The sequence below is a fragment of the Winogradskyella psychrotolerans genome (assembly GCF_018860565.1).
Lineage (GTDB): Bacteria > Bacteroidota > Bacteroidia > Flavobacteriales > Flavobacteriaceae > Winogradskyella > Winogradskyella damuponensis.
The window spans coordinates 404,349-429,741 of the sequence record NZ_JAHKPS010000018.1 but is presented as its reverse complement, the minus strand read 5'-3'; the positions used below and the strand labels follow the sequence as shown (position 1 = coordinate 429,741).

Here is a 25,393-nt window from a genome sequence, read left to right as displayed (position 1 = left end):
ACAGCAAACTTAGCGCATGAAGGATTTATTTGAAAAGATTTATAGAGACAAAGGACCGCTTGGTAAATGGGCCGCTCAAGCAGAAGGATATTTTGTATTTCCAAAGCTTGAAGGTGAGATTTCTAATAGAATGAAGTTTCAAGGTAAAGATGTTATTACTTGGAGTATCAATGATTACTTAGGTTTAGCAAATCACCCAGAAGTTAGAAAAGTAGATGGTGAAGCAGGTGTTAAATACGGTTCTGCCTATCCGATGGGAGCACGTATGATGTCAGGTCATACAGAGTTACACGAGCAATTACAAAACGAATTAGCTGCGTTTGTTAATAAGCAAGCAGCATACCTATTAAATTTTGGATATCAAGGTATGGTTTCAACCATTGATGCTTTGGTGGCCAAAGATGATATTATTGTTTATGATGTAGATTCTCATGCTTGTATTATTGATGGTGTGCGTTTACATATGGGTAAACGTTTTACTTATAAGCATAATGATATGGACAGCCTTGAAAAAAACCTTGAGCGTGCTACTAAAATGGCAGAGCAAACAGGTGGAGGGATCCTAGTTATTTCTGAAGGAGTCTTTGGAATGCGAGGAGAGCAAGGACGTTTAAAAGAAATTGTTGCCCTTAAGAAAAAATTCAATTTTAGGTTTTTTGTAGATGATGCACACGGATTTGGAACACTAGGAGCAACTGGTGCAGGAACAGGTGAGGAGCAAGGTGTACAAGATGAAATTGATGTTTATTTTGCAACATTTGCCAAATCTATGGCAAGTACAGGTGCTTTTATTGCAGCCGATCAAGAAATTATAGATTATTTAAAATATAACTTGCGTTCGCAAATGTTCGCTAAGTCTTTACAAATGCAGCTCGTAGTGGGAGCATTAAAGCGTTTGAATATGTTGCGCACAATGCCAGAATTAAAACAAAATCTTTGGACTATTGTTAACGCATTACAGTCAGGTTTAAAAGATAGAGGTTTCGATATTGGAACAACTCAAAGTTGTGTAACTCCTGTATATTTAAAAGGAAGTATTCCTGAAGCTATGGCTTTAGTAAGAGACTTACGTGAAAACTACGGAATATTCTGTTCTATAGTTGTTTATCCAGTTATACCTAAAGGATTAATTTTGCTTAGAATGATTCCTACAGCAACACATACCTTAGAAGATGTAAGAGAAACTTTAGATGCTTTTGACGCTATTAGAAGTCGTTTAGAAAACGGAACTTACAAAAGAATGTCTGCAGCTTTAATTGCAGCAATGGGAGAATAATTAGAAACTATTAAGTATATCAAAAACGGTGGTTATCGCTAGAAATAGTGATAACCATTTTTTTTGTTTGTGTAGCTCATTTATTCTAAAAATGAAGCATTTTTATATGGGGTCTAATTTAAGTCCTTTTTAAATGTTTTACGCCTTGCATAAACTTTAGGATCAAAATGTTTCCATATTTGTTTTATGGCGTAATTATCTTCAAGTTCTGGAGTTCTATAACAGGTTTTTATGTTTTTTTTCTTAAAAGTCTCATAGTATTCATTAAAGATAACAGCATGTACACCTTTATTTTGATACTCAGGAAGAATTCCTATTAAATAGAAAATAACTTCTTTGCTATTTCGTTTTGCTTTGAGAATATGCGTAAAACCAAAAGGAAATAACTTACCATTTGCTTTTTGTAAGGCTGTTGCAAACCTAGGCATAACAATGGCAAACCCTATAAGTCTATCATTTTCATCTACTACAAATTTGATATATTCAGGGTTGATAAAACTGATAAATTTCTTTTTAAAATACTCTTTTTGAATGTCTGTAATTTCTACAAAAGAAGAAAGGGAGGCATAGCTTTCGTTAAACAAATCGAACATACGATCTACATAAGGCATGACTTCTTCTGTCTTAGTAAATTTTAATGCTCTAAGTTTATAACGACGCTTAATGAGTTCTTGAGCTTTCTTAAAAAATATTGGTTTTACATTTTCAAAAGGAAAGCTACTTTCTGCATATTCTTTTTCAATAGTATAACCATGAGCCTTATAATGATTAACGTAATAAGGATGGTTATACCAAGTAATCATCGTTGCTAAATGATCAAAACCTTCAGTCATCACGCCAACTTTGTCTAAATTAGAAAATCCAACAGGACCTTCGCTATAACTCAGTTGGTGCGTTTTACCAATGTGTTCAACAGTTTCAATTAATGCTTTACTAACTTCTAAATCGTCAATAAAGTCAAACCAACCAAAACGCATTTTTTTTATGTTTTGTTTATCAACTTCTAACCAATTTACAATAGCGGCAATCCTACCAACAACTTCACCTGATTTATAAGCTAAGAAAAAACGTGCTTCAGCATCATTAAAAATAGGATTTTTGTCCTTATTAAAAGTTTCTAGTTCTTGTTTTATAATTGGTGGTACCCAATATTTTGAGTCTTTATAAAGTTTAAAAGGAAACTTTACAAATGTTTTCAAATCCTTTTTGGATATGGCTTCTTTTATTGTAATCATGTAGTAGGGAAAGCTATATTAAGAGTCAAAGTCATTTTCTTTTTTCTTCTTGTTCTTCTTTTTTCGTTGTTTACGCTTGCCTTCATCTTTTGCAGAAGTACCATTATCTATTTTTTTATCCTCATGAAAATCTAGTCGGTAGGAAGCTCCAAATGCAATATTAAAAACCGAAGGTGTATCTTTAGTATTAAATGCAATATTGGCATCTAATTGAAAATCTTTAGTCCAAAGATAAGCTCCTCCAAATCTAAAAATGTTATCGGCATAAAAATCACTTTGAATACCTTGTGTTTCTCCAAATACAACCCATTGCGGAGTAAAAGAGTGTGTTAAAGTAAGTATATATTGAAAATCGGATTGATCAGTGCCAATTCTGTCCATTATTAAATTCATTACAAAAACCCATCCATTATTGAAATTGTTTTGAGTTGCTACCATCACCTTTGGACTAAAACCTTCAATGCCTTCTGCGGTGTACGGATTCTCTTTAGTGTCTAAATTAGCACCAGCATAAACTGACACGGCAGGTATTAATGATTTCCAATTAAATTTTCTATTGGCGTGGTAACTGTAAATATTAGGTTTAGCTTCTTCTGCATTTTTATAAGGGTCATAAACCAAATATTTAGCACCTAATGTAAAGTTTTTGAAATTAGAGCGGTTGTTTTCTGCAGGAATAGCACCATTTAAATTAAGAGTTTGTGTATCGTTTTGATAAACACCATCTAGTGATAATTCTAGCTCTTCAAATAATAAGCCATATCTCAAAGCAAAATCAAGGCCAAATCCCGAAACTTTGTAATTGGCAAGTGCATGTTCTTCTTTAACGGTAAAGGCGCCAGTTTCGAGTTGAACGACTCCAGTGCCAACAGAGAAAGCACTCTTAGATACGCCAGGACGATTAGAGTTAATTACTTCTGTATATTGAGCATAGGCAGAATTAAAACTGATAATAAGAATTAATATAAGTATTGATTTGAGTATTCGCATTATTTAAGGATTTAAAACCATTCGGTCTATTGAAGACTTAAGTCAAATATAGATATTTTATAGTTTTTTTAAGGAATTATATCGGATTATAAATGAGTATAATTGTATTTTTGATAATTATATTATGTTTATCATGGGATTACTGAAAACTATTTTAATTATTTTACTGGTTTACTTCGGCTTTAAGATTTTAGCCAGACTTTTTGCTCCTTTATTGGTGAAATTTGTAGCAAAAAAAGCAGAACAAAAATTTGGCGAACAATTTGGCGGATTCCAAAACCCGAATCAACAAAGACAGGCGCAAAAGCAAAAAGAAGGTGAAACAGTAATTGATAAAATGCCTAATAAAAATGGTTCTTCTAACCCAAAAGTAGGAGAGTATATCGATTACGAAGAAATTGATTAATCTATTTTTTTGCACATAGAGGAAACTCTAATGATGTTTCAAAAAAAATAACTACTTTTCAGAATCATTCAATTTAAAGCATTCTCATGTCATTTTCTATAAAACGTTTCTTGCCACATATCTTAATTTTAGTAGGATTTGTAGCGTTGTCATTAGCTTATTTTAGTCCTGTTTTACAAGGTAAAAAAATCAATCAAAGTGATATTATGCACTACATTGGTATGGCAGAACAACAAAAAGAGTTTGCCAAAACCACAGGAGAAGAAACGTATTGGACCAATAGTGCCTTTGGTGGAATGCCAACTTATCAATTAGGGGCAAAATATCCGCACAATTATATTAAAAAACTCGATTTAACCTTACGATTTTTACCAAGGCCAGCAGATTATCTCTTCCTATATTTTATAGGGTTTTATATTCTACTCTTGTCTTTAAAAGTTGATTTTAAACTTGCCGCTTTAGGAGCAATAGCCTTTGGGTTTTCAACGTATCTCATTATTATACTTGGTGTTGGTCATAATTCTAAAGCTCATGCTATTGCTTATATGCCTTTAGTATTGGCAGGTATTGTACTCACGTTTAGAAAGAAATATATACTCGGATTTATATTGACAGCTATAGCTTTAGGTTTAGAGCTTGTTGCTAATCATTTCCAAATGACTTATTACCTTTTATTATTGGTATTAGTTCTGGGCTTAGCTTATTTGATTGATTCTTATCGGAAAAAGGTATTACCGCACTTCTTTAAATCTGTGGGTTTACTATCTATTGCTGCCATTTTAGCTGTTGGTTTAAATGCGACCAATATAATGGCAACGCAAGAATACGTTAAAGAAAGTGCGCGTGGTCAAAGTGATTTAACCATAAACCCAGATGGTTCACCAAAGGAAGTGACAACGGGTTTAGACAAAGATTATATTACAGAATATAGTTATGGTATTCTAGAAACTTTCAATCTATATATCCCAAAATTTATGGGAGGCGGTAACTACGAAGATGTTGGTAAAGATTCAGAAACTTACGAAGCCTATATTAATTTAGGAGCTTCTCCAATGGAAGCATTAGATGCTGCTAGAAATGCACCAATGTATTGGGGCGATCAACCTATTGTAGAAGCGCCGGCTTATGTTGGAGCGGTAATTATCTTTTTGTTTGTTTTAGGTTTATTTTTAGTGAAAGGACGATTAAAATGGTGGCTCGTTGGAGGAACCTTGATATCACTTTTATTGTCTTATGGAAAAAACCTTGGATTTTTAACTGATTTCTTTATCGATCATGTGCCTTTTTATAACAAATTTAGAGCGGTAAGTTCAATTCAAGTAATTTTAGAATTGTGTATTCCAGTTTTAGGCATTTTTGCTTTATCACGTTTGTTTAATAGCTTTCAGAAAGATGAAGAAAAACTAAAAGCCTTGTTATGTTCTGTTGGCATCACAGCAGGTTTAGCTATCATCTTTTTACTATTTAAATCCACATTATTTGATTTTGAAGGTTTACGAGACGATCAATATATAGGTGCTTATGGGCAAGCATTTATGGATGCTGTTATTGAAGACCGAAAATCCTTAATGACCACAGACACCTTAAGAACCTTAATCTTGGTTCTACTTTCGGCAGGAACGATTTACTTATTCTTAAAGAAGAAATTATCAGAAAATTTAGTGGTTGTTGTATTTGCTGTTTTAATCCTTTTTGATTTGGTTACTGTTGATAAACAATATGTAAACAACGATGATTTTATCTCAGCTATTAAAGTAGATAAACCCTACCAACCTAATCAAGCTGATAAAGAAATCTTAAAAGACAAAGAACATTTTAGAGTAATGGATATGTCTTCTGAAGGTCAGCGTATGCCAGCAAAAGCGGCTTATTATCACAATTCATTAATGGGCTATAGTGCTGCCAAATTAGGACGTGTAGAAGAGTTATTAGAGTTTCATGTGTATAAAAACAATATGAATGTCCTAAACATGCTTAATACAAAATATATTATTGCAGAAGATCAAGGGCAAATTTTCCCATATACAAACACAGAAGCTAATGGCAATGCTTGGTTTGTTTCAGCACTTAAGTTTGTTGCAAATGCTAATGAAGAAATCGTAGCTTTAGATAGTTTAAATACAAAAACAACGGCTGTTTTAGATCATGAGTTTCAAGCAGCGCATAATTTAAAAACCACGTATCAAGTTGATTCTACAGCTTCAATTCAATTAAAAGAGTTTAAGCCCAATTATTTAAAATACGAATCTAACAACTCTAACGAAGGTTTAGCTGTATTCTCTGAAATCTATTACGTTCAAGGTTGGAATGCTTATATTGATGGTGCTTTAACACCACACTTTAGAGTAAACTACGTATTAAGAGCATTAGAATTACCTAAAGGTAAACACACCATAGAATTTAAGTTTGAGCCGCAGGTAGTAGAAACAGGAAGTAAAGTAGCCTTGGCAAGTTCTATTGTCTTAGGACTCTTGTTATTAGCTGGTTTATTTCTTGAGGTGAAAAAACAAAAAGCTTGAATTGTCATTCCTGAGAAATCAGGAATCCATAATTAGTAATAAATAAATAGATTCCTGCTTTTGCAGGAATGACAGACATGAGCAAACAAAAAGCACTCATAATTACCTATTATTGGCCACCAGCAGGAGGGCCAGGTGTACAACGTTGGTTAAAATTTGTGAAGTATTTACCAGAATTTGGTATTGAGCCTATTGTGTATTGTCCTGAAAATCCAAATTATCCGATATTGGATCAGAGTTTGGTAAATGAGATTCCAAAGAACATTACCATTATAAAACAACCTATCAATGAACCTTATGGGTTGGCAAGTGTGTTTTCAAAAGGAAAATCTAAAAAAATTAGTTCAGGTGTTATTCCTAAAGCCAAAAAGCAGTCGTTAACTGAAAAAGCCATGCTTTATGTAAGAGGGAATTTCTTTATTCCTGATGCTCGGAAAAATTGGATAAAACCTTCGGTTGAGTTTCTTTCAAACTATATAAAAGAGCATCAAATTGAAACGATAATTACTACAGGACCACCTCATAGTTTACACTTAATAGGCTTGCAATTAAAAGCAAGAATAGGAGTAAAGTGGTTAGCCGATTTTAGAGACCCATGGACCACGATTGGTTATCATAAAGATTTAAAACTAACAGCGGCTTCAAAAGCAAAACATATTGATTTAGAACAAAAGGTTTTAAATGCTGCCGATGAAATTATAGTGACTAGTAATCATACCAAAAACGAATTTCAAACCAAAACCAAACAACCAATTTCGGTAATTACAAATGGCTACGATTCGCATTCAGTCAGGGTAGAAGGGAAGGATGAAAAATTTACTTTATCTCATATTGGTTCGTTGTTGTCTGAACGTAACCCTTTGGTTTTATGGGAAACCCTTTCGGAATTAATTAAAGAAAATAGTGCTTTTTCTGAAGCATTTAGCTTGCAATTAATAGGTGTGGTTAGTGATGATGTTATTGAGTCTATTCACCAAAAGGGATTAAAGAATCATGTTAATATTGTGGGTTATGTGAGCCATGATGAAGCCTTAAGATTTCAAATGAAATCACAATTATTACTACTCATAGAAATCGATTCAGAAGATACCAAAGCTATTATAGCAGGTAAAGTTTTTGAATATTTAATTTCGGAAACACCAATATTAGCTATGGGACCAAAAGATGCCGATGTAGCACAAATAATAACATCTACAAATACAGGATCGTATTTTAATTACCAACAGAAAGCCGAATTAAAGGTTCAGCTTTTAAACTATTTTGATGCTTATCAGAATAATACTTTAAAAGTAAATGCTATAGGTTTGCAGCCTTACAGTCGCAAAGCCCTAACTCAAAAATTAAGTGCAATAATTTTGAAGGGGTAATTTCTAAAATTCGTTTAAGAATTTAAAACCTTATAATTGTAATTTGTTAGACTATGGGAATTGTATTAAATCAATCGTTTAAAAACACAATCACTACGTATTTGGGTTTTGGCATTGGTGCTATTAACACACTATTTCTTTATACTAACTTTTTATCGGACGAGTACTATGGTTTGGTTGCGTTTTTGCTTTCTGCAGCCAATATTATGATGCCATTTATGGCGTTTGGTGTACACAATGCGATTGTGAAATTTTATTCGACATTCAAATCAAAAAACAGTATCAATAGTTTTTTAACCTTGATGTTATTTTTGCCATTATTGTTTATAATTCCAACAGCGTTTATAGGTTATTTTGCTTATGATACTTTAGTAGATTGGCTTTCGAGAGAAAATCCCATTGTAGAAAACTATGTCTGGCATATTTTTATTTTGGCTGTTGCTATGGCTTATTTCGAAATATTTTTTGCGTGGACTAAAGTGCAGATGCAAACCGTTTTTGGGAATTTAATGAAAGAAATTTTTCACCGCGTTTGTATTATGCTATTACTTATTGCAGTTTTCTTCGATTGGTTAACGGTAGGTAATTTTATAGTTGCGTTGGTTGGCGTTTATGTTTTACGAATGGTTATAATGAAACTGTATGCCTACTCGGTAAGATTTCCGAAGTTGAAATTTCAGAAAGTTGAAAATAGATTTTCAATACTAAAATATTCAGGACTTATGATTATTGCAGGTTCTGTTGCGATGCTTATTCTAGATATTGACAAGTTTATGATTGGTGTAATGCTACCAGATATTGAGCAAGTGGCTTATTACAGTGTTGCTATTTTTATAGCTACTGTTATTGCCGTTCCGCAACGTGCAATGCATCAAATTATGTTGCCATTAACCGCTAAATATCTTAATGAAAGCGATAAAATCGCTTTAGAAGATTTGTACAAACGGAGCTCTATAACATTGTTGGTGGTAAGTGGTTTTATTTTTTTGCTTATAATTTTAAACATTAATCAATTGTATCAAATTCTTCCAGAAAAATTTACGGGAGGTCTTTTTGTGGTACTCATCGTGAGTCTTGCTAAACTATATGATAACAGTTTAGGAAATAATAATGCCATATTATTTAATAGTGATTATTATAGAATGGTTTTGTTTTTTGGAGTGTTACTCGCGTTGATGGCAATTGTATTAAATGCCGTATTTATTCCTGTATATGGTATTGAAGGTTCTGCTTTTGCAACATTCTTGGCTGTTTTTATTTATAATACAATCAAAATTATATTTGTAAAACGAAAATTTAATATGTTGCCTTTTACTATAGGTTCTGCTAAGGTTATATTGGCATTAATAGTATTATCATTAGCATTTTATTTTTGGGATTTTCCATTTCATCCTGTAATGAATATTATTTTGAAATCTGGATTAATAGGTCTCATTTACTTTGTGTTAATTTATAAATTAAATGTATCTAAGGATATTTCAGAACAAATAAAAAAGTATTTAAAATTTTAAAAACGTTTAAAAAAAAGAAATTCCCGTAAGTTGCTTTGAGGCACACTTCATACGGGAATTCCTAACCAACCAAAAAAAAACGTTTATCCTCTTGTTCGTCTTGAACTAGATCTTGTAGAACTTTGGTTGCTTGTTCTTGCTGTAGATCTACTGTTTACAGACGATGATTTACTTTTATTCTGAACGGTACTTCGTTGTCTTGTATTTTGCGAGCTCGTCTTGTTGTATGTACGAGAAGAAGTCGCAATTGGTTTTCTTGCCGAAGTTGTTCTTGTGCGATTATTAGACACACTTGAATTACTTCTGGTCACATTATTATTGGTGTTTCTTGTAGATACTGTATTACTACGAGTGGTTCTTGTTGGAGTTGTAGCTCTTGTATTAGAACGTGTCGTTGTTATTCCATTAGAAACCCGATTTGCACTCGTTCTGGTAGCTGTATTTGCATTACGTGTTGTTCTTGTTGTAGCTGTATTAGCTGCTCTTAAACGTGCTGTTCTTGTACTTGTAATTGTAGCATTGTTTCGTGTTGCATTAGTTCTAATAGCTCTTTCTCTACTATTTCTTGGTGTTTGAGCATAACTAACTCTATTTCTTGTTGTAGTAGATCTTCTTACGGCATGTCCATTATCACGTCTTCCAATATTATAATATCTGACATTGTTTGTATATGGTCTATAATAAATATGTCTTACAGGTGTATAAAACTGTCTGTATGGATTAATATGAACAATAGAGAAGTTAACATGTGGTGTCGCATAAAATCGGTGCCAAGGTCTGTAAACATAAGATCTGTTGTATATATTAATAAAACCATCATATCTGTAAAATACATTGTTTCTGTAGTACACATTTAGACCGCCAATACGACTAATTCTACCAAAATTGTTATAGTTAATAAAGATGTTTCCAATTTGGTTTACGCGTCCGTAATAGTCGTAATAAATAGGTGTGTTTTCAATTTGAATAATAGCACCAAATTCATCATATTGTACGTAAGGATTATAGTCATACCCTGTATTAAAACTCAAACTAAAACCAGGAGTATTAATTCCAACGCTTACATCTGGACCATAATTAGGTAAGTAAAAATCGAACTGACCATCAGCGAACACAGAAAATTCAATTCCCGCTTCATTAAATATGAAAGAATTACCATAACCTCTCACGTAGTTATTAATTGAAGACTCTGCTTCAGACGATGTTGTGTTGGTTGCGAATGCAGTTGTGCTTATAGCGACTAAAGCTGCAAATAAATATATAATTCGTTTCATAATAATTGGGTTTTAAATTAAACTCGGTTAGTATAAAACAAACAACGTGCCAAAAATATAAATCTTTGATTGTTAGTTTGTTAATATTGAATGTAACCGAAATAACTATAATTAGTGGTATGTGTTTTATTATTAATACTAGAGATGTTGTAAATTTTATTACTTTTAAACCAAGACCAACAATCGACCATGAAACCGAATCAAATACATTGCCAGAATTGTGAACAACCTTTTGATGACAATTTTCAGTTTTGTCCGCATTGTGGTCAAAAAGCAAATGATGAACTTACCATAGGTGTATTATTTTATAATACCATTAGTAATTACTTTTCATTTGATGCGCGTTTCTTTAAAAGCTTTGTGCCTTTAATGTTTAAACCTGGGTATTTGCCAAAAGAATTTATAAAAGGAAAGCGTTTGTTGTATTTACATCCTGCCCAGATGTATTTGTTTATTTCTGTAGTATTCTTTTTTATTTTTTCGTTTACAGTTAGAGAACAAGTTTCTGATCTCAACAATAATTTTCTAGAGATTTTTGATAAAGATGGAACTGTTGTTTTAGATTCTGTGCAAACAAGAAAAAGAGATTCGTTAAAGCATATAAATGATTCCATAGCTAGAAAGGAAGTTGGTCTTGCACTTAAGAAGAATAAATTTATTACTGGTATGAGTGATAAAGAAATAGATTCTATCACAAATCAAGAAAACCTTTACAAGCGGAAAGATGATTTCTTTGGTATTGATGAGTCACAAATAGATTCTTTAATAGGTGTAGATGCTTCTGATAAAGATATCTATATAGCCATGGGATTAGAAGAAGATGATGGTTGGTTAACGCGAAAAATATATACGCAGATTCTTAAATTCTATAAAACCAAAGACGCAGGTAATATTTTAAGTAGATTTTACGATACTATACCGATTGCCTTATTTTTTGTACTACCAATTTTTTCATTAATACTTAAACTATTCTATTTTATTAGAGGGAGGTATGCACATCATTTGGTCTTTAGTTTTTATTATTTCTCGTTTATTTTTACCGTTTTGAGTATCATATTTGGCATCAACTTAATTTATGAAATACCAGATTGGATAGATTTCTTAATTACCTTATCTTGTTTTATATACTTTTTTATCGCTATAAAACGCTTTTACCGTCAAGGTTGGTTTTTGAGTTTTATTAAAACGTCTTTAGTTACAATGCTCTTTTTTCCGGTGGTTTTAATTTCTACAATAACAATAATGGTATTTGCCTTTTTGTTTTATTAGCCGTTAATAGAACCAGCATGCCAAATTGGAACATTTAAAAATGCACTCAACATCTCAGCATCTTTAATAATAGATTTTAAATTACCATGATCAACGACGTTTCTTCTAGAAGCATCATCTAAAATTAAGTTGAGTTCAAAACTTTTGTAGGAACCGTCATCACTTTGAACGTACTCTCCAATAATTTGAATGGCCACAATTGATTTCAAAGATAAATAGTCTTTAGATTGTTGCCTTCTCGATTTATGTAGTTTGAATTGGTAAGTAGTGTAATATAACCCTTGTTGCTTGTCGAATACTCTTGGTTTGTAAAATATATAAAACATAAAACCACCAGCTCCAGCAAAAATTAACCCAAAAAGGATGAGAAACCAATTGATGGAAATAGATTCTGAATTTCCTTTAAATAATGGAACGAGATTAAAAAATAAAACACCCAAACCAACAGCTAAAAATATAAAGCTGAAGATGGCAGCTCCAATGGAAGGTTTGTAAATTAATTTTGAAGGAGATGCTTGAATTAAAACATGCGTTTTAAAACTGGCTCCACCAGGTTTCAAAGGAGACGTTGAAACTTTAGATTCTGTACTATTAGTATTACTAAGCGCATTTTCTCTAGCTTCAATAACTTCGTTATGAAAACCTTCGGGTAAATCCATCTTATAATTTTTCTTTTAGATATTTTCCTGTAACCGAATTCTTATTTTTCACAATGTCTTCAGGAGTGCCTGCCGCAACGAGTTGTCCACCATGTTTTCCTCCTTCAGGACCTAGATCTATAATATAATCGGCACACTTTATTAAATCAATATTATGCTCAATCACTATAATAGAATGGCCTTTAGCAATTAAAGCTTGAAATGATTTGAGTAACTTTTTTATATCATGAAAATGAAGCCCAGTTGTAGGTTCATCAAAGATGAAAAGCGCATTATCGCTTTTACTTCCTTTGCCTAAAAACGTCGCCAGTTTTATACGTTGCGCTTCTCCACCAGAAAGGGTAGAAGAGGATTGCCCTAAAGTAACATAGCCTAAACCAACATCTTGAAGCGGTTGTAACTTGCCTTTAATCTTAGTTTCTTTATGAGTCTCAAAGAAATCGATAGCATCATCTATTGTAAGATTTAAAATATCATCGATAGATTTGCCTTCAAACTTAACTTCTAAAACTTCTTTTTTAAAGCGTTTACCACCACAGGTATCACATGTTAAATGCACATCGGCCATAAACTGCATTTCAATGGTAACTTCTCCTTCACCTTTACAGGTTTCACAACGCCCACCATCGACGTTAAAACTAAAATGCTTGGCTGCGTAGTTTCTAATTTTACTTAATTTTTGAGAGGCAAATAATGCTCGGATATCATCATAAGCCTTAATGTAAGTCACTGGGTTGGACCGTGATGAACGCCCAATGGGATTCTGATCTACAAATTCTACATGCTGAATATTGCTATGATTGCCTTTTATTTCTGAAACCTGACCAATTTTATCACTAAATCCTGTGAGTTTCTTTTGAATGGCAGGAAATAGAATCTTTTTTACTAAGGTGCTTTTTCCACTTCCTGAAACTCCCGTAATAACCGTTAGCATTTCTAAAGGAAAATTAACAGTTACATTTTTTAAGTTATTTTCACGTGCACCAACAATTTCAATATTATATTTTGAAATTCTTCGTTTTTTAGGTACTTCTATTTCTAAGTCACCATTTAAGTATTTTGCGGTGAGTGTATCTGCAGATAGAATGTCTTCAAAATTACCAACAGCAACGACTTCACCACCTAAAGTTCCGGCTTCTGGACCAATATCAATAATGGCATCTGCTGCTTTCATAATGTCTTCATCATGTTCTACAACGATAACTGTATTACCTAGATCTCGTAAGGATTTTAAAACGTCTATTAAACGCTCGGTATCTTTTGGATGCAAGCCTATACTTGGTTCATCTAAAATATACATAGAACCTACTAAGCTACTTCCTAAGGAAGTGGCTAGATTTATACGTTGACTTTCACCGCCAGATAAGGTATTCGATTTTCGATTCAGGGTTAAATAACTTAAACCTACATTAGATAAAAACTCTAATCGTGTATTGATTTCTGTTAGAAGGCGTTTTGCGATTTTAGTATCACTTTCGCTTAGCTTTAAGTTTTCAAAAAAGACTGTGAGTTCGTCTATAGGTAAATCTACTAAATCAGTGATAGTTGCATTATTGATTTTTACATAACTCGCTTCTACGCGTAGGCGCTTACCTTTACAAACATTACATTTTGTTTTACCACGATAGCGCGATAACATCACACGATTTTGAATTTTATAGGCTTTCGATTCTAATTCAGCAAAGAAATCATCTAAACCTTCAAAATATTTATTCCCTTTCCATATAAGTGCTTTGTGAGCATCACTTAATTGAAAATAAGGCTTGTGAATAGGGAAATCGAAATGGTGAGAGTTGTTTACCAACTGATCTCTGTACCAACTCATACTTTCCCCTCTCCATGGAAAAATAGCGTTTTCAAAAACAGATAAAGCCGTGTTGGGAATCACTAAATCATCATCAATACCAATAACATCGCCATAACCTTCACATTTAGGGCAGGCTCCATAAGGATTATTAAAGCTGAATAAATGTGCATTTGGTTCCAAAAAAGACATCCCATCAAGTTCAAACTTATTGTTGAATATGGTTTGTTTCTTGTCTGAAAGAGATTCTATTATACAGGTGCCAACACCTTCGTAGAAAGCCGTTCCTACAGCATCTGCTAATCGGTTTAAAAAGTCTTCATCGTTTTTAAAGATAATTCTATCTACAACTAAGAATAAATCATCAGCTGAAGAAATATTTTGTTTTAAGGCATCATCAATTCTAACAACATCATCTTTTACTTTTATACGTGCATAACCTTGTTGTTGTAAGGTTTGAAGTTTGTTTTCTAAAGTTCGGCCTTCTTCTAAGATAATAGGAGCTAAGAGTAATAATTTGGTGCGCTCTTCAAACTGAGAAATAAAGTTTATAACATCAGAAACCGTATGTTTTTTTACTTCCTCACCAGAAAGAGGAGAGTAGGTCTTTCCTATTCTAGCAAATAATAATTTAAGATAATCGTAGATTTCAGTTGTGGTACCAACTGTTGATCGTGGATTTGTAGAATTTACTTTTTGCTCAATAGCAATAGCAGGAGCAATACCTTTTATGTAATCTACTTTGGGTTTGTTAAGTCGACCTAAGAACTGACGTGCATAACTACTTAAACTTTCTACATAACGTCTTTGACCTTCTGCATAAAGTGTATCGAATGCTAAACTAGATTTTCCTGAACCAGATAAACCAGTAATAACCACTAATTTATTTCTAGGAATAACCACATCAATATTTTTTAGATTGTGCAGTTTTGCTCCTTTTATAATAATGTTTTCCTTTGGGCTAACGTCTAAAACAGTAGTATTCATAGGTTCCTTTCGATGTATAAGTTTGCAAAGATACTATAATAGCGAGGAAAGATTAAAATATGTGATATAATTCGCTTAGGATACTGTAATTAGAAATAATGATATTCAATTAACACTAATTTAATAGTTATTTTATCTATTAAAGTAACTTTTTATTCGATAAAATGTTAAATTTTAGTACTATTTTTTGTTTATTCGGAATGATTGTTGTTATATTTGAAACTTATTCATTTAAAAAATAACTGCGTATAGTATAATATTACTTTAAAAAAGAACAGCTTTTAACCCCAAACTTTAGTAGGCAACTGCTAAGTTTAAAAGTAATTATTATGAAAACAGAACTTATCCAAGACGCGGAATTAGTAACCAACTACATTAATGGTAACGAAAGTGCACTTTCAGTATTAATAGAAAGGCATAAGCAGAAAATTTACAGCTTTATTTATTCTAAGGTGTATGATAGAGACGTTACTGAAGATGTTTTTCAAGACACATTTATTAAAGTAATAAAAACGCTAAAGCGTGGAAAATATAACGAAGAAGGTAAATTTTTACCTTGGGTAATGCGTATTGCTCATAATTTGGTTATAGATCATTTTAGAAAGAATAAGCGTATGCCTAAGTTTCATAACACTGGCGAATTTAGTATTTTTTCTGTGTTAAGCGATTCTACTTTAAATGCAGAAAAAGTGCTTATAAAAGATCAGGTAGAAACTGATGTAAGACGTATTATTGAAGAATTACCAGAAGATCAAAAACAGGTGCTTTTGATGCGTATGTATCAAGATATGAGCTTTAAGGAAATTTCAGAACGAACAGGTGTGAGTATTAATACAGCTTTAGGAAGAATGCGTTATGCACTTATTAATATGCGTAAAGTAATTGAGCAAAATAATATTGTTTTAACTAATTGATACAATATAGTGTATAAAGTTGCGTTTTTGCTATATATAAACTCATAAAATAAAAAAATGGCAAAAATTTACTCTAACGCTTCCCCAAAACAACATAACCTAAATCCAAAAGATGAAACTATAGGTTTCCTTTTGAATTATTCTAAGGCTTTAAGTGTTATAAATTATAATAAATTGAAGTTTGAAGCACTTCTTAATTAAATTGGAAAGAAAATCTTGATGTTAAAACGTCAGGATTTTTTTGTAAAAAGTAACTCTTCATAGTTTTGTGTGGTTAGATATTCGTGTTTTAAATCTTTTAAATATTGAATGGTCTTTTCCTTTAAAGGATGCTTATCTCTTAAGCAGTTTGTTATGTTTTCATCGTAAATAGTTATGATAACATACCAATGACCGGTTCTACTGGAATAATGCCCTTCAAACAAACGAGAATTTCCGTTACTTTCTCTTTTAGCATCGATTAAAGCGAGAGGAAGGTTTACACTTTCGTCTGTGCGTTCTGCTTCATAATACGACAAATAAAGGCTTTGATTATTGAGTTGAAAAGGTACATTAATACCAACATCAATATCATTTAGCTTGTACTTTTTATTAATATAGTTATAGAATTCACCTGCGTCTTTAGGGTCTTTAAATATAAAAGATGTTTCTCTGGGCATTTTGCGCTGAAACTTCTTTGCTTGCATTATTTTATAATCTTCATTTTTGAATCTAGGTGCAATTTTTACCGGAATACAAGATAATGTAGCAAAAGCCAAAAGTAACATGGTGAGTTTTTTCATGGATTGATGAATTTAAATTTATACATCAATAACTATTCCATAGCATTCTATTTTTTCTTTTTATAATAGTCATCTAGCACCGATTTTCTACCAATAGTCTTGGTGATAATATCTTTATCTAAATCCCAACCACGAGCAGGCGAATATTCTCTACCATACCAAATAATTTGAAGATGTAAATCGTTCCAAAGTTTTTCTGGAAATATACGTTTAGCGTCTTTCTCAGTTTGGACAACGTTTTTGCCATTAGTTAAGTTCCAACGGTACATTAAACGATGAATATGTGTGTCTACAGGGAAGGCCGGAATACCAAAAGCTTGTGATAAAACTACAGCTGCCGTTTTATGTCCAACAGCTGGTAATGCTTCAAGTTCCTCGTAAGTTTGAGGCACTTTTCCGTTATGTTTATCAATTAATATATGCGATAGGCCGTGAATACCTTTGCTTTTCATTGGAGATAGACCAACAGGTTTTATGATATCTCGTATTTCTTCAACACTAAGTTTAATCATATCATAAGGATTGTCTGCTTTTTCAAAGAGTAAAGGAGTGATTTTATTGACACGAACATCTGTGCTTTGTGCAGACATTAAAACGGCAATTAGTAATGTGTATGGATCTTTATGATCTAATGGAATTGGAATTTCTGGATAGAGCTGATTTAACGTATTTATAACAAACTCTACCTTTTCTTGCTTAGTCATTCATTGTATTTTTACAGAAATACAAATTTACATAATATGACACACTTAAAGGCAGGAGATAAAGCTCCAGATTTTACAGCTTTAGATCAAGATAGAAATACAATCACACTCAATGATTATAAAGGAAAGAAGTTAGTTTTGTTTTTTTACCCAAAGGCAAGTACTCCAGGTTGTACAGCAGAAGCTTGTAACTTAAATGATAATTACGAGCGTTTTATAGCAAACGGTTATGAGATTTTAGGAGTTAGTGCAGATAGTGCCAAAAGGCAGTCTAATTTTAAAAATAAATATACATTTCAGTATCCATTATTAGCAGATGAAGATAAAGCTGTTATTGAAGCTTTTGGAGTTTGGGGACCAAAGAAATTTATGGGGAAAGTGTATGATGGTATTCACCGTACGACATTTGTTATAGACGAAAACGGTATTATTGAAGATGTTATTTCAAAAGTAAAAACAAAGGCTCATTCTGAGCAGATATTAGGAGAATAATACAGAATTAGAATAAAAAAAAGCGACCATTACACTATGTTTAGTAGGTAAATGGTCGCTTTTTTACTTTATATATAATATCAATTTTTATGCAGTACTTCTTCAGATTCGCATCCAAATAAGCTCTTTTCTTTTATCAATTTAGAAACCCCTTCAGGTAACATTGTTTCCCAACCGTTTTCATTATTTGAAATCATTTTAAGAACAGTTCTAGAGAAAACAGACAAGTTAGAGCTGTCGTAATCTGATATATCTACAACTTTGCCATTGTATTTAAAGAATTTATAGAGTTCTTTCATACGTGGATGTACTTTAAGGTTTTCGCTGTTGGTTATGCTACCATCTTTGTTTTCCATAGGATATAGATAAACACGTAAATCCTTGTAAAATAGTTTTCCAAAGGCCTCTAAAATACCACCACTTAAATGGCGGTAATATTTCTCGTCAAAAATGTCTACAAGGTTATTTACTCCCATGGCTAAGCCCATTCTTGCTCTAGAATATTGAGAGAAATATTCAACTAACTTGTAATATTCTTGGAAGTTAGAAATTAATACCGTTTGTCCTAAAGAACATAGTAATTTAGCACGATCCATAAAATCTTGCTCATCAATTTTACCTTCAGCTCTTAAGTTAGATAATGTAATTTCAAAAATAACTTGTGTTTTTTCTTTATCTACTTTATTTTCTTTAATGAACATTTCGTAAGATTTCTCAAACATATCCATATTTACTTTAGTAACAGGTCTAAAGCTTCCTCTAAGGGCTAGTATATTTTTTTTGTATAACACACGAGCAGGTAATACATTATTACCATCTGGTGCAAACATTACGGCATCTGTCATTCCGTTTTTAACTAGTTGTAAACTCATTAAACGGTTATCTACATCTTCAAATACAGGGCCAGAGAAATTAATAGTATCAATTTCTAATTGATCTTTATCTAAATGGTCATATAAATAACGTAATAATTTTCGGGGTTGATTGTATTTGTAGAAAGCACCATAAATTAAATTTGTACCTAATTTACCTAAAGTTTCTTGTTGTAAACGTGCATCTGTTTCTTTAAAACGGATATGAAGTACAATCTCATTGTAATCTTCTCCTGGGCCAACTTGATATTTTATACCAACCCAACCATGGCCTTTGTATTTTTTAGCAAAATCTATGGTTGCAACAGTATTAGCGTAAGAGAAAAATATTTTATTTGGATGTTTATCTCTTGTGATACGCTTTTCCATTAAACCAACTTCGTGATTTAACATTTTACGAAGCCTAGCTTCTGTAACATAGCGTTTGTCATCTTCAATACCATAAATAGCATCACTAAAATCTTTATCGTAAGCAGACATGGCTTTGGCAATGGTACCAGAAGCACCTCCAGCTCTAAAAAACTGACGCACAGTTTCTTGTCCTGCTCCAATTTCAGAAAAGGTACCATAAATATCTGCATTAAGGTTAATCCGCAAGGCTTTGTCTTTTAGAGACGGAATATTTTCAAAATCCGAGTCGCCTGTATACGTTATGTCCTTCATAGAATTGGGTTTATATCGTTAAAGCAAAGGTACAGTTTTACTATTGTAAACAAAAAAATAAGTTTATTTTTGTTGGACGATATTCGAATTGAAAATACAGTAATTATATTGGGTATTTTTTTTCATTATTCTATTTCTAGAAAGTGAAAAAAACGGTTTTTTACGATTATAATAATTTCAATTCATATTACTAATATAATAGTTTTGAAAATCACATTTTTAGGTACAGGTACATCACAAGGAATTCCTATAATAGGAAGTAATCACCCTGTATGTTTGAGCAATAACCCAAAGGACAAAAGACTTCGTGTTTCAGTTTTAGTAGAATGGGAGAAGTATACTTTTGTTATAGATTGTGGTCCAGATTTTAGGCAACAAATGCTCAATGCTAAAGTTTCTAGAATAGATGGTATAATTTTTACACATGAGCATGCAGATCATACCATGGGCTTAGATGATATTCGACCGTTTTTTTTTAGACAAGGTGATATTCCATTATATGCACATCAACGCGTTTTTAAAGCTTTAGAAAAACGTTTTGATTATATTTTTACAACCGAAAATAAATATCCAGGAGTTCCAAGTGTAACTAAAATTGAAGTTAAGAATGAACCTTTTTTAGCAGGAAACCTTAATGTTACTCCTATTGAGGGCTTACATTATAAGCTTCAGGTTTTTGGATATCGATTTCATAATTTCGCATATTTAACAGATATGAAAACGGTTGAAGATTCTGAAATTGAAAAACTCCAAAATTTAGATGTCTTAGTGGTGAATGCATTACGAATAAAGCCACATATGTCGCATTTTAATTTAGAAGAAGCACTCGAATTTATTAAAAAAGTAAAACCAAAGCGTACTTATCTAACACATATTAGTCATCTGTTAGGTTTTCATGATGACGTGCAACAAAAATTACCAGAAAACGTTTTTTTAGCTTACGATAACTTACAAATTACCATTTAGATATGAAGAACAAAATTTTAATGTACTTATTTATTTTTTCAGTATTGTTACTTATTTTTCAGTATGTAAATTCTAAAAACATCATTGACAAATACGAAAAAGATATTGTTACAATGAAGTCTAAGCTCTCAAAAAGTGAAAAAAAGATAGAAGCTTTAGAAGAACAAAATTTTGAACTCAATTATTTCAATATTGATAAAAATGAAGATGCTTTAACTTATTTTGAAGCTCAAGGTTACGATACAGAACAGTTAATACCTGCAATTTTGGATGGTCTTTATGATATGAACATATATGAAGGCGAAGAACACCCTATTGTACCTTATGTGTCTATGACAGATTCTAAATTATTAATTAATAAAGCTAGAATTTTAAATCACAAATGGATTATAGCCAACTTTACAGATGGCGAATTTTGGGGTGAAATTATTGTGTCTTACACTATTGATGAGAAGCACAATCTTAAATATGAATTGGTCGAGTATTTAATGTACCCTTCAATTAATTAATGTGTTTAGACAACCAGTCTTTTAGATCATAGAAGTTTTGTGGCGCAACACCATGTCCTACAGGATATTCTGAATACACACAATTAATATTTAAAGCTTTTAAAAACACTGGTGCTTTTTGAGCCCAATCTACAGGAATCACTTGGTCAACAGTACCGTGAGAACAGAAAAAGTTTAGATGTGAAACATCACTTTCGTCTATAGATTCTGGTAAAATATCTTCATTGATATAACCACTTAAAGCTATAATATTTTTAACTTTCTCAGGATAAGTTAATGCCACAGCATAGCTTAATATAGTACCTTGACTAAAACCTAATAAGGTTACATTTTTAGAATCAACAGCGTATGTGTTACAAGCATAATCAATAAATTCTGCTATTAAATTTACCGATTGTTTTGCCTGTTCATTATCACTCCATTTACCTTTGTCTGCATCAAAATTTATAGCATACCACGCATTGCCGTATGGCTGCATTGTATAAGGTGCTCTCAATGAGATAATCATTAATTCTTCTGGTAATTCTGAAGCAAAGGAAAATAAATCATTTTCGTCACTTCCATAGCCATGGCACATTATTAAAAGTGGTGCGTTTTCTTTAAGAGAAGAAGGTCTTGTGATGTAGTGTAATTTCGACATAATTATTGTCCGATGGTATTAAAAATTTTTTGAAAAAAATCACCTAGTAGAGGTATCTTATTTAGCTTGCCTGTTATTGCACCATATATGGCATAGAGGTATAACACAGAAAAGAAAATCCAAAAGGACATGCTAATCATCATACTGTCTAAACTACTGATAACAAATGCAATTAGAATATAAGTAAACCCTAATCCTAAACCTTGTCTAATATGGAAAGCCGTAAATGGATTTCGCTTGTCTTGGTTCATGAAAAAGGCAATTAAAGTACCAAACAATGTTAAATAGGCTACTAAACCTAACGTTTTTCCTTCGTTTATAGTATTCTGATCCATTATTTTAAAACAATTTTATTATTGGCAATAATCCCATAGGTTTCGCCTTTAAGTTTTAAGCCTAAAAACATACTATTTTTAGATCGTGACAAAATATGAGTAGTGTTAAATTTGTAAGTTGTATCTGGATTGAACAATGTTAAATCTGCCAATTCTCCTTCGTTTATAGATGTTTCAGAAACGCTAAATCTAGATTTTCCTTGTGTTAAAAGACTAACGGCTTTTTTTGTGGTAAAGATGTTTTGTAAAGCTCCAAATGCAGATTCTAAGCCAATAGTTCCGTATTTAGCGTAATCGAATTCAATTTTTTTATGCTCAATGTCAATAGGATTGTGGTCTGTAGTCACCATATCAATCGTGCCGTCTTTTAGACCTTCAATTAAAGCATTGCAATCGGTTTGTGTTCTTAGTGGAGGGAGCACTTTATGATTGGTGTCAAACTCTTGTAAAACATCGTCTGTAAATACTAAATTATGAATAGCAACACTACAAGTTACATTTAGTTTCTTTGCTTTAGCTGCTCTAATCAATTCTACAGATTTAGCGGTTGAAATTGTCGGAATATGTAGCTTACCTTCTGTATATTCTAATAAGAATAAATCTCTAGCCACTTGCAATTCTTCCGCTAAAGCCGGATTTCCTTTTAAGCCTAACTTAGTGCTATTAATATGTTCGTTTACGACACCAAGTCCAGAAATTTTGGATTCTTGAGGAAATGAACAGACTAAACCATCAAAATTACTTGCGTATTGCAATGCAATTTTCATCAAATTTGGATTAGAAATTGGCTTTTGATAATCATAAAATCCAACAGCTCCAGCATTCGTCATATCAAACAACTCCGCTAAATCTTCACCTTTACTCATTTGTGTTAATGCGCCAATAGGATAGAGGCTAACGGCATGGTCATTGGCTTTTGATTTTACTAATGTAATATCAGCATAACTATCAATTACAGGATTAGAATTGGCATTTAAAGCCACAGAAGTAAAGCCAGAATTTGCAGCCGTCTTTAAACCGTTGGCAATGGTTTCGCGTTCTTCGTAACCAGGTTCGCCAAAAGAAACACTACTGTCAAACCAACCTTGCGATATATGTAAGTTGTCTCGTTTTATTTCTTTGTAATTGTTGGGGTTGGCGATGTGTTTAGAGATCTTAGAAATACGACCTTTTTCAATTAAAATATCAACCATTTCATTGTGAAAATCACTTTTAGAATCAACGATGGTTGCAGATTTTATGAGTGCGTTCATTTAAGATATTTTAGAAGTAACATTTCAAATATTAAAAATGCTAGTGCAAAAATAACAAACCATTTCCATAGCGCATTAACATTTGTGCTACTTTTTATATTGTTAATTGTGTTTGCTAAACTGGATTCAATATTTGCGTTAGCTAAAGTATTTAAATCGTAATAACTGAGATTGCTTTCTGATCTGTTATAATTGAAACTTAAATTTTGAAGTGTATTTTCTTTATTTTTTACACTTAAAATTCCAGCCGTATTCGGGAAGTCTTCCGTTTCTAGAACCACAGACTTACTGTAAGTTTTTTGAAGAGGGATTACAGAAGTATCTTCAGAATCTAAGGTTAAAATATCGTCTTGCCCAATGATCGTTTGAATAGCAATTGAATTAGACTGACCAATAGTGTAGTATAATTTTGAAAATTTCAAACTCTGCAATCCCATATTATACAATACGGGAATTATTAATTGTGAATTATTAAAGTTTGAATTATCCGAATTTAAGGAAGAAGAAAAGGCATAAGTATTGGTGTTGCCAACTAAAAAAGGACTGCCATCTTCATAGGATAAAACATGATTTGAATTTGAAGAAAAGCGATACGATGTTTCAACTTTAGGATATTGAAAATTTGTAACTTTAGAGTAAAATGCATTTGCTAAAAGGGGATGGTTATAGTTAATGCTTGTAATACGCTTTTCATTTGTATTTTGATTAGAAAAAGAATTAATGTTTAAATCTTTAAGTGCTTGATTATAAGTGTTTATGTCGATTTCGTTTGAAGGAATAATTACTAGTTTTCCACCATCGTTTTTAAAAGCGACTAAAGCTGTTTTTAAGGCATTTGAAATGGTGTTTAACTCATTAAGTATAATAAGGTTTTGATTAGGAATTAAATTAAAATTGAGTGCATTTAGTTTAAAGCTTTTATAGTCAAATTCATCATCTGTATAAATCCGATTTAAGAACGAATCATCGGCAGATTCATTAATGGCTAAAACTTTAATTTTTGGTTTAGAATTAATGTTAAAATAGAATGTGTTGTCATATTGTAAACCAGCATCATCAATCATTAATTTTCCATTAAGCACTTTATTATTAGGAATGGTAAATGTAGCTTCAGCTTCTTTGTCTATATCAATAGCACTTTTGGTTAGTAAAACATCATCATTAAATAAAGAAATAGTAACATTATCAATGGGTTTTGATTCGTTAGATAGTTTTACAATAAGATCTAAAGTTTCGGCTGTTGTATTAGAAACAAAAATACTATCAATGCTAATATTAGACACTAAAGTAGATTTTGGTTGCACCAATTTAAGTTGAATGGTAGAATCTGTTTCAAAATTTAAAAGATTTTCTTTTTGTTGAAAATCGGAAACCAAAACCAAATTTTTAGTGGCACCACCTTGATTTGAAAATAATTGCTTTCCTTTTAAATAAGCAGCATCATAATTAAGCTGTGTAGGAGAATGTGTTAGCTGAATTAAATCATTTTTTAAGGCTTTAACCGTAGTGTTTCTATAGGTTTTATTATTTGTAAATAAACTTATTCTTTCATCTTCTGGTAACGTATTTATAACGTCTTGAACTGCTTCATTTAGTAAAGTTCCGTTACTGCCTTTAGCTTCCATGCTAAAAGAGTTGTCTAAATAGATAACGGTTTCTTGGGTTTCGTTAAAATCTTCTGTATTAGGGATAAAAGGTTGTGCGAATGCAAAAATGACGCAAGCCAACAAGAGCATCCTCGTTAGTAAGGTTATCCACTTTTTAAGTTGCGAGCTTTTACGAGTTTGAAGTTTAACAGATTTTAAAAACTTAACATTGGTAAACTCAACTTTTTGAAAACGACGAAGTTGAAATAAATGTATAAGGACAGGAATAACCAGCAAAAATAAGGCGTAAAGTAATTCGGGATTTTTAAACTGCATTCTTTATTTTTTACAGACCTGTCAGGTTTTTAAAACCTGACAGG

The 25,393-nt window shown here is 32.0% G+C and carries 23 protein-coding genes; 11 read left to right on the top strand and 12 right to left on the bottom strand.

From position 1 onward, the window contains the following. Positions 1-16: 16 nt before the first annotated feature. Positions 17-1,276: an aminotransferase class I/II-fold pyridoxal phosphate-dependent enzyme gene (locus KO504_RS08465; RefSeq protein WP_215925890.1), complete on the top strand. Its 1,260-nt coding sequence runs from the start codon at positions 17-19 to the stop codon at positions 1,274-1,276. Between the two features lie 113 nt (positions 1,277-1,389). On the opposite strand, the gene KO504_RS08460 is transcribed toward KO504_RS08465, so the two are convergent. Further along, positions 1,390-2,511 (bottom strand): GTP cyclohydrolase, encoded by a 1,122-nt coding sequence (locus KO504_RS08460; RefSeq protein ID WP_215925889.1) that lies wholly within the window; start codon positions 2,509-2,511, stop codon positions 1,390-1,392. A gap of 18 nt (positions 2,512-2,529) precedes the next feature. Beyond that, the gene (locus KO504_RS08455) at positions 2,530-3,501 is read right to left on the bottom strand and encodes a transporter (RefSeq protein ID WP_215925888.1); all 972 of its coding nucleotides are present in this window, start codon (positions 3,499-3,501) and stop codon (positions 2,530-2,532) included. Positions 3,502-3,634: 133 nt separating this feature from the next. Here KO504_RS08455 and KO504_RS08450 point away from each other — a divergent pair, with 133 nt between their 5' ends. The 4 genes from KO504_RS08450 (at position 3,635) to KO504_RS08435 (ending at position 9,304) form a co-directional block, all read left to right on the top strand. Next, positions 3,635-3,907: a DUF4834 family protein gene (locus tag KO504_RS08450; RefSeq protein WP_215925887.1), complete on the top strand. Its 273-nt coding sequence runs from the start codon at positions 3,635-3,637 to the stop codon at positions 3,905-3,907. A gap of 86 nt (positions 3,908-3,993) precedes the next feature. Then, the gene (locus KO504_RS08445; protein WP_215925886.1) at positions 3,994-6,426 is read left to right on the top strand and encodes a YfhO family protein; all 2,433 of its coding nucleotides are present in this window, start codon (positions 3,994-3,996) and stop codon (positions 6,424-6,426) included. A 77-nt stretch (positions 6,427-6,503) separates the two neighbouring features. Continuing rightward, a complete protein-coding gene (locus tag KO504_RS08440; RefSeq protein ID WP_215925885.1) occupies positions 6,504-7,793 on the top strand; it encodes a glycosyltransferase in 1,290 nt (429 codons plus the stop codon). A 53-nt stretch (positions 7,794-7,846) separates the two neighbouring features. Further along, positions 7,847-9,304 carry an oligosaccharide flippase family protein gene (locus KO504_RS08435; protein ID WP_215925884.1) on the top strand — a complete coding sequence of 486 codons (1,458 nt, stop codon included), beginning with the start codon at positions 7,847-7,849 and terminating at the stop codon, positions 9,302-9,304. Between the two features lie 83 nt (positions 9,305-9,387). On the opposite strand, the gene KO504_RS08430 is transcribed toward KO504_RS08435, so the two are convergent. Beyond that, positions 9,388-10,578 carry a hypothetical protein gene (locus tag KO504_RS08430; protein ID WP_215925883.1) on the bottom strand — a complete coding sequence of 397 codons (1,191 nt, stop codon included), beginning with the start codon at positions 10,576-10,578 and terminating at the stop codon, positions 9,388-9,390. 189 nt (positions 10,579-10,767) lie between these two features. Between KO504_RS08430 and KO504_RS08425 the strand changes: the two genes are divergently transcribed. After that, positions 10,768-11,847, top strand: a complete 1,080-nt coding sequence (locus KO504_RS08425) for a DUF3667 domain-containing protein (RefSeq protein WP_215925882.1) — start codon at positions 10,768-10,770, stop codon at positions 11,845-11,847. Here the strand turns inward: KO504_RS08425 and KO504_RS08420 are convergent. Continuing rightward, a complete protein-coding gene (locus KO504_RS08420) occupies positions 11,844-12,506 on the bottom strand; it encodes a hypothetical protein (RefSeq protein WP_215925881.1) in 663 nt (220 codons plus the stop codon). The two genes, KO504_RS08425 and KO504_RS08420, sit on opposite strands and share 4 nt — an antisense overlap. A 1-nt stretch (position 12,507) precedes the next feature. Beyond that, a complete protein-coding gene (gene uvrA, locus KO504_RS08415; RefSeq protein ID WP_215925880.1) occupies positions 12,508-15,297 on the bottom strand; it encodes an excinuclease ABC subunit UvrA in 2,790 nt (929 codons plus the stop codon). Between the two features lie 329 nt (positions 15,298-15,626). Between uvrA and KO504_RS08410 the strand changes: the two genes are divergently transcribed. Continuing rightward, a complete protein-coding gene (locus KO504_RS08410) occupies positions 15,627-16,211 on the top strand; it encodes an RNA polymerase sigma factor (protein WP_215925879.1) in 585 nt (194 codons plus the stop codon). Between the two features lie 57 nt (positions 16,212-16,268). Next, the gene (locus KO504_RS08405; protein ID WP_215925878.1) at positions 16,269-16,412 is read left to right on the top strand and encodes a hypothetical protein; all 144 of its coding nucleotides are present in this window, start codon (positions 16,269-16,271) and stop codon (positions 16,410-16,412) included. 29 nt (positions 16,413-16,441) lie between these two features. On the opposite strand, the gene KO504_RS08400 is transcribed toward KO504_RS08405, so the two are convergent. Further along, a complete protein-coding gene (locus tag KO504_RS08400) occupies positions 16,442-16,993 on the bottom strand; it encodes a hypothetical protein (RefSeq protein WP_215925877.1) in 552 nt (183 codons plus the stop codon). Between the two features lie 47 nt (positions 16,994-17,040). Then, the gene (locus KO504_RS08395; protein ID WP_215925876.1) at positions 17,041-17,697 is read right to left on the bottom strand and encodes an endonuclease III domain-containing protein; all 657 of its coding nucleotides are present in this window, start codon (positions 17,695-17,697) and stop codon (positions 17,041-17,043) included. Between the two features lie 36 nt (positions 17,698-17,733). On the opposite strand from KO504_RS08395, the gene bcp reads away from it, so the two are divergent. Then, on the top strand, positions 17,734-18,189 hold the full coding sequence (bcp, locus tag KO504_RS08390; RefSeq protein ID WP_215925875.1) for a thioredoxin-dependent thiol peroxidase: 456 nt from the start codon (positions 17,734-17,736) through the stop codon (positions 18,187-18,189). 80 nt (positions 18,190-18,269) lie between these two features. On the opposite strand, the gene KO504_RS08385 is transcribed toward bcp, so the two are convergent. After that, on the bottom strand, positions 18,270-19,724 hold the full coding sequence (locus KO504_RS08385) for a TonB-dependent receptor (protein ID WP_215925874.1): 1,455 nt from the start codon (positions 19,722-19,724) through the stop codon (positions 18,270-18,272). A gap of 204 nt (positions 19,725-19,928) precedes the next feature. On the opposite strand from KO504_RS08385, the gene KO504_RS08380 reads away from it, so the two are divergent. Together KO504_RS08380 and KO504_RS08375 are read left to right on the top strand one after the other, a co-directional pair. Continuing rightward, entirely contained in the window at positions 19,929-20,690 is a 762-nt protein-coding gene (locus KO504_RS08380) for an MBL fold metallo-hydrolase (protein WP_215925873.1), read from the top strand. A gap of 2 nt (positions 20,691-20,692) precedes the next feature. Continuing rightward, positions 20,693-21,199: a hydrolase gene (locus tag KO504_RS08375; protein ID WP_252723646.1), complete on the top strand. Its 507-nt coding sequence runs from the start codon at positions 20,693-20,695 to the stop codon at positions 21,197-21,199. On the opposite strand, the gene KO504_RS08370 is transcribed toward KO504_RS08375, so the two are convergent. The 4 genes from KO504_RS08370 to KO504_RS08355 are packed head-to-tail and all read right to left on the bottom strand — an operon-like array spanning position 21,192 to position 25,349. Beyond that, on the bottom strand, positions 21,192-21,839 hold the full coding sequence (locus KO504_RS08370) for an alpha/beta hydrolase (RefSeq protein ID WP_215925872.1): 648 nt from the start codon (positions 21,837-21,839) through the stop codon (positions 21,192-21,194). The genes KO504_RS08375 and KO504_RS08370 overlap by 8 nt on opposite strands. A 2-nt stretch (positions 21,840-21,841) precedes the next feature. After that, positions 21,842-22,174 carry a hypothetical protein gene (locus KO504_RS08365; protein ID WP_215925871.1) on the bottom strand — a complete coding sequence of 111 codons (333 nt, stop codon included), beginning with the start codon at positions 22,172-22,174 and terminating at the stop codon, positions 21,842-21,844. Continuing rightward, the gene (locus tag KO504_RS08360) at positions 22,174-23,427 is read right to left on the bottom strand and encodes a dihydroorotase (protein ID WP_215925870.1); all 1,254 of its coding nucleotides are present in this window, start codon (positions 23,425-23,427) and stop codon (positions 22,174-22,176) included. Before KO504_RS08360 ends, KO504_RS08365 begins: the two co-directional genes overlap by 1 nt. After that, complete coding sequence (locus KO504_RS08355) at positions 23,424-25,349, bottom strand: BatA domain-containing protein (protein ID WP_215925869.1); 1,926 nt, start codon at positions 25,347-25,349, stop codon at positions 23,424-23,426. Before KO504_RS08355 ends, KO504_RS08360 begins: the two co-directional genes overlap by 4 nt. Positions 25,350-25,393: the final 44 nt, after the last annotated feature.

Coding starts and splice junctions, on each gene's coding strand:
- KO504_RS08465 (WP_215925890.1), top strand. CDS start 17: ATGAAGGATTTATTTGAAAAGATTTATAGAGACAAAGGACCGCTTGGT.
- KO504_RS08460 (WP_215925889.1), bottom strand. CDS start 2,511: ATGATTACAATAAAAGAAGCCATATCCAAAAAGGATTTGAAAACATTT.
- KO504_RS08455 (WP_215925888.1), bottom strand. CDS start 3,501: ATGCGAATACTCAAATCAATACTTATATTAATTCTTATTATCAGTTTT.
- KO504_RS08450 (WP_215925887.1), top strand. CDS start 3,635: ATGGGATTACTGAAAACTATTTTAATTATTTTACTGGTTTACTTCGGC.
- KO504_RS08445 (WP_215925886.1), top strand. CDS start 3,994: ATGTCATTTTCTATAAAACGTTTCTTGCCACATATCTTAATTTTAGTA.
- KO504_RS08440 (WP_215925885.1), top strand. CDS start 6,504: ATGAGCAAACAAAAAGCACTCATAATTACCTATTATTGGCCACCAGCA.
- KO504_RS08435 (WP_215925884.1), top strand. CDS start 7,847: ATGGGAATTGTATTAAATCAATCGTTTAAAAACACAATCACTACGTAT.
- KO504_RS08430 (WP_215925883.1), bottom strand. CDS start 10,578: ATGAAACGAATTATATATTTATTTGCAGCTTTAGTCGCTATAAGCACA.
- KO504_RS08425 (WP_215925882.1), top strand. CDS start 10,768: ATGAAACCGAATCAAATACATTGCCAGAATTGTGAACAACCTTTTGAT.
- KO504_RS08420 (WP_215925881.1), bottom strand. CDS start 12,506: ATGGATTTACCCGAAGGTTTTCATAACGAAGTTATTGAAGCTAGAGAA.
- uvrA (WP_215925880.1), bottom strand. CDS start 15,297: ATGAATACTACTGTTTTAGACGTTAGCCCAAAGGAAAACATTATTATA.
- KO504_RS08410 (WP_215925879.1), top strand. CDS start 15,627: ATGAAAACAGAACTTATCCAAGACGCGGAATTAGTAACCAACTACATT.
- KO504_RS08405 (WP_215925878.1), top strand. CDS start 16,269: ATGGCAAAAATTTACTCTAACGCTTCCCCAAAACAACATAACCTAAAT.
- KO504_RS08400 (WP_215925877.1), bottom strand. CDS start 16,993: ATGAAAAAACTCACCATGTTACTTTTGGCTTTTGCTACATTATCTTGT.
- KO504_RS08395 (WP_215925876.1), bottom strand. CDS start 17,697: ATGACTAAGCAAGAAAAGGTAGAGTTTGTTATAAATACGTTAAATCAG.
- bcp (WP_215925875.1), top strand. CDS start 17,734: ATGACACACTTAAAGGCAGGAGATAAAGCTCCAGATTTTACAGCTTTA.
- KO504_RS08385 (WP_215925874.1), bottom strand. CDS start 19,724: ATGAAGGACATAACGTATACAGGCGACTCGGATTTTGAAAATATTCCG.
- KO504_RS08375 (WP_252723646.1), top strand. CDS start 20,693: ATGAAGAACAAAATTTTAATGTACTTATTTATTTTTTCAGTATTGTTA.
- KO504_RS08370 (WP_215925872.1), bottom strand. CDS start 21,839: ATGTCGAAATTACACTACATCACAAGACCTTCTTCTCTTAAAGAAAAC.
- KO504_RS08365 (WP_215925871.1), bottom strand. CDS start 22,174: ATGGATCAGAATACTATAAACGAAGGAAAAACGTTAGGTTTAGTAGCC.
- KO504_RS08360 (WP_215925870.1), bottom strand. CDS start 23,427: ATGAACGCACTCATAAAATCTGCAACCATCGTTGATTCTAAAAGTGAT.
- KO504_RS08355 (WP_215925869.1), bottom strand. CDS start 25,349: ATGCAGTTTAAAAATCCCGAATTACTTTACGCCTTATTTTTGCTGGTT.